2 protein-coding genes are annotated in these 4579 nt (G+C 73.8%); both read right to left on the reverse strand.

Annotated features, from left to right (window positions below):
- Positions 1-1306: 1306 nt before the first annotated feature.
- Positions 1307-2839: an ATP-binding protein gene (locus D7X55_RS36325; RefSeq protein ID WP_121725426.1), complete on the reverse strand. Its 1533-nt coding sequence runs from the start codon at positions 2837-2839 to the stop codon at positions 1307-1309.
- Positions 2840-2855: 16 nt separating this feature from the next.
- A partial coding sequence (locus tag D7X55_RS36330) for a HEAT repeat domain-containing protein (protein WP_368666519.1) occupies positions 2856-4579 on the reverse strand: 1724 nt, incomplete at its 5' end.

Here is a 4579-nt window from a genome sequence, read left to right on the forward strand (position 1 = left end):
GCAGCGTCAGATGTGGATAAGAGACAGTCCTTCTCCACGTCCTTGCGACGTGACTCCAGCGTGACGGAGTCGGACGCGGGCGGAGGCAGGGGCGCGGCGGCCGCGGGCGGCGGGGGCGTGAGTCCCGGCTGGCGGGCGAGCTCGCGCGCCACGTCCGCGCCGCCGAGCACGGGCCCGTCGGAGAGCACCACCAGGCGCTCCAGGAAGTTCTGCAGCTGGCGCACGTTGCCGGGCCACGGCTGGGCCTGGAGCGCGCGCAGGCCGTCCTCGCTCAGGGTGAAGGGAGGGCGGCCGTTGCTCTTCGCGTGCACGTCCAGGAAGTGGCGGGCGAGGGGGCCGATGTCCTCCGGCCGCTCGCGCAGCGTGGGCAGCCAGAGGGGCACCACGTTGAGCCGGTAGAAGAGGTCCTCGCGGAAGGTGCCCCGGCGCACGCCGTCCTCCAGCGGCTGGTGCGTGGCCGCGACGAAGCGCACGTCGACCTTCACGGTCTGCGTGCCGCCCAGCCGTTCGAACTCGCGCTCCTGGAGCACGCGCAGGAGCTTCACCTGCACGGCGGGGGACACGTCGCCAATCTCGTCGAGGAACAGCGTGCCGCCGTGCGCCAGCTCCACGCGGCCGGGCTTGCGCGTGGCCGCGCCGGTGAAGGCGCCCTTCTCGTAGCCGAACAGCTCGCTCTCCAGGAGCGTGTCAGGGAGCGCCGCGCAGTGCAGCTTCACGAACGGGCCCGCGCGCCGGGGGCTGTTCTCGTGCAGGGCGCGCGCGGCCAGCTCCTTGCCGGTGCCGGACTCGCCCCGGAGCAGCACGGTGGCGGTGCCCTGGGCGGCCTTCACCAGCAGGGTCTTCACCTCCGCCATCGCGCGGCTTGCGCCCATGAGCAGGCTGTCCAGCCCGTCCGGTGCCTTGCCGGTGCCGCGCGTGGGCTCCGGATCCTGGCTCGCGTGGAGCAGGGCCTTCTTCAGGGAGAAGAGGAGTTCCTCGCGGTCGAAGGGCTTGAGCACGAAGTCCGCCGCGCCCGCCTTCATGGCCTCCACCGCGAGCGGCACCGTGCCATGCGCGGTCATCAGCAGCACGGGCACGTCCGGCCAGCCGCGTCCCACCTCTGTCAGCAGCTCCATGCCGCTCATGCCCGGCATGCGCACGTCGCTCAGCACCACGTCGATGGGGCGGCGCGCCAGTTGCGCCAGGGCGTCCTTCGCGTTGGAGGCCGGATGCGGGGTGAGACCCGCCTGGGTGAGCAGCGCGCTCAAGACTTTGAGGAGCGCGGGATCATCGTCGACCACCAGGACGTGGCCCTTCAGTGCTTCGCTCACGCGGCTTCTCCCTCGGATGCCGGGGCCTGGGTGATGGGGACGGCCGGCAGGCGCAGGCGGAGGATGGTGCCACGGCCCTCGCCGCTCGTCAGGGACGCCGTGCCGCCGTGGGCTTCCGCCACGCGCAGCACGAAGGCCAGCCCCAGGCCGCTGCCCGTCGCCTTGGTGGTGAAGAAGTCGTCGAAGGCCCGCTCCCGCGTGCGCGCGTCCATGCCGCTGCCGGTGTCCTGCACCTCCACCACCACGGCGTCGCCGTCGCGCTGCGTGCGCACGGTGAGGGTGCCGCCCTCGGGCATGGCCTCGAAGGCGTTGCGGACCAGGTTCTCCAGCGCGTTGGCGAGCAGGTCTTCGTCGCCGGCGCAGTCGGGCAGGCCGGGCGCGAGTTCCTTCTTGAGTTCGACCGCGCCGGGGGTCGCGAAGGCCTGGAGGGACAGGACGCCTTCGACCAGTCGGTTGAGGTCCAGCGGCCGGCGCAGCGGTTCGACGCGCGCGAGGCGCTGGTACGTGCCGGCCACCCGGTCCAGGCGCTCCACCTGCTCCAGGAGCAGGTCCAGGAAGTCCCCGTGCGCGTCCCAGGAGTGGCCGCGTGCGTGCTCTTCCTTGAGGTACTGCGCGGCGCCCTTGAGCGCGGCGATGGGGTTCTTCAGGTCGTGCGCCATCTGCGCGGAGAAGCGGCCCAGTGTGGCCAGTTGTTCCAGGCGCTCGCGCTGGGTGACGAAGGCGGTGACGCCCCGCCGGGCCGCGGCGAGCAGCGCGAAGGTGATGGCGGTGGTGCCCACGACGAGCGCCCCGGACTCAGCGGCGAAGGCGCGGAAGAGGGTGAGGTAGGCGAGCACGCCCACCAGCGCGAGGACGACGGCGTGCATCGCCGCGTTCGTGGCGCGAGCGTCCTTGCCGAAGAGCTGGAAGCGCAGCGACGCGGTGGCCATCACCGGCAGGCCGAGCAGGGTGCCCACGTTGCCCAGCTTCGGCACGGGCAGGGCCATGTCCGCCGCCAGGTCCGTGAGCAGCAGCGCGACGAGCAGGGTGATGCCCAGCAGCATGAGGCCGGCGCGCGCGCGTTCGTCCTGGGAGCCCGCGCGGCGCAGGTGGCGCGTGAGCAGCACGAAGCCCGTGGTGAGGATGGGGATGACGCCCACGGCGACCGCGAGCCCGAAGCGGAAGGTGTTGATGCGCTCCTCGAGCGCGGGCACGCCCATGGCGATGAGCATGGTCAGCGCGAGCGCGCCCATCACCGCGTAGGTGCCGTAGAGCACCCGGGCGGAGCGGCGGCGCCGGCCCACGAACGCGAGGATGAAGTGCACCGCGCAAGGCAGCGTCATCAGCGCCGCGGCGAAGCCCATCAAGCGCCAGCCGGTGTCTCCGCTGCGCGCCAGTCCGAACGCGGAGAAGTTCCAGGAGGACAGCGCGATGGACAGGAGCGACAGCGGCAGCGCGAGGGGGCTTCTGCCCACGCGGGCCAGCGCGATGCCCGCGAGGGCCAGCTGTCCCGCGCACGCCAGCAGGCTGAACCACATGGCGCCCGTCATCGCGCGCCTCCGGGGCTCAGAGCATGCCCAGCCGGCGGGCGTTGGCGGGGTCCACCGCCGCTGACTCCCAGCGCCGCACCGCGGCCTCGCGCTCCGCGTCGGGCGCGTCCGCGTAGTAGCCCAGCGTGTCGTGCAGGGCGCGGCTCAGCTCCTCGATGGCGGCGAGACGCACGTCCAGCTCGCGGTGGCGGAGCGCGGCCACCAGCCAGTCCGCCCGGCGGCGGCTGCGGTTCTCCGCCCACCACGCCGACCACTGGCGCGGCTGGAGGCCCAGCGTGGCGCGCGTGACTTCGCGCAGCGCCTCCGCCGCGGCTTGCGCGCACATCGCGTCGTCGCTGCCGGTGAGGTTGATGAGCCCTTCGATGGCGTCGCGATCGTGCAGCGTGCCCAGCGCCCGGGCCGCCAGTGAGCGGCGCAGCGCGTCCCGGCTGGCCAGCTCCTGGCGCAGGTCGCGCAAGGACGCGTCCAGGCGCGGCAGGTGCTTGAGCGCGGCGGCGGCGACTCGCGCGGCGCTGGAGATGTCCGGCTCCATGTCGAACAGACCGCGCAGCACTCCGTCCACCAGCTCCGCGTAGGGCAGGTTGCCCGCCGTGAGCAGCGCCAGGTAGCGCGTGTCCGCGTCGTTCGAATCCAGCAGCGGCGCCAGCGCCAAGGCCGCGGGACGGCCCAGCCGCGACAGGGCGGCGGGGATGGGACCCAGCTCGTCCGCTTCCGGCAGCTCCACCACCGGCAGGCGGCTCCAGGCCGTGGGGCCCGGGAAGTGCTGCGCGAGCACCCGGGCGCTGGCCTCCGGCGAACGCGCCAGCTCCGCGATGGCGCTGGAGCGCTGCGATGCGTCCGGGCCCGTGAGCCGGCGCAAGAGCGGCGTGAAGTCCGGGGGAGGCCGCTCTTCTGGCGACAGCACTCGTGGGGGCAGGGCGGCGGCGCGGCCCAGGTTGGCCACCCCGCCCCGGCCGAAGACCGGGTTCCACCCGAGCCCCGCGACCACGGCGGGCGCGGGCGCGGGCTGCACCGGAGCCGGGAAGCCGGGCACGTCCACGTCGATGCTGATGTCCTCTTCCGGCGCGCGCAGCTCCGACACGCGCTGCTTGCGGAAGAGGATGAGCTCCTGGAAGGCGGCCGGCAGGTCCTGGCAGAACAGGATGTAGTCGCTCAGGCGGCGCTGGCTCATCGGCTTCTGGCCGCAGTCGCCGTAGAGGATGGCCACGAGGCGGCCCTTCACCTCCACCGGGTACAGGAAGACGGTGCGCGGCGCCTGGCGTCCGAAGAGCTCCAGGTAGTGCCGCGTGAGCGCGTCCGGTGGCAGCGGGCCCGCGTAGCTGCCGCGCGTGACGGCGACGGTGCGGAAGACGCTGCTCGCGTCCAGCGGGATGGAGACCTGGGACAGGGCGGTCGCGTCCCAGCCCTCGCCGCGCGAATCCCAGCCGCCCGCGGCGCCGCGCACGACGGCGAAGGCGGCCACGTAGTCGAACGTGCGGCGGCCAAAGCGCAGCGCCACGTCCAGCAGCTTGTCCAGGTCGCGCGTCGCCTCGCGCAGCGCGGAGCGGGCCTGGGGCAGCGTCCACTCCGGCACGGTGGCGTCCGGCGCACTGGCGGTACCCGGGACCGGCGCGGGCTCCGGCGCGCGAGGACGGTTCGCGCCCTGCGTGGCCGCGGGGTTGCTGAAGATGATGAACGACGGCTCACCCCGGGGCGCCGGGGGAACAGGCGGAGGGGTCGGCGTGCCGGGCTGGGCCGCGC

It is taken from the genome of Corallococcus sp. AB049A (assembly GCF_003668885.1).
Taxonomy (GTDB): domain Bacteria; phylum Myxococcota; class Myxococcia; order Myxococcales; family Myxococcaceae; genus Corallococcus; species Corallococcus interemptor.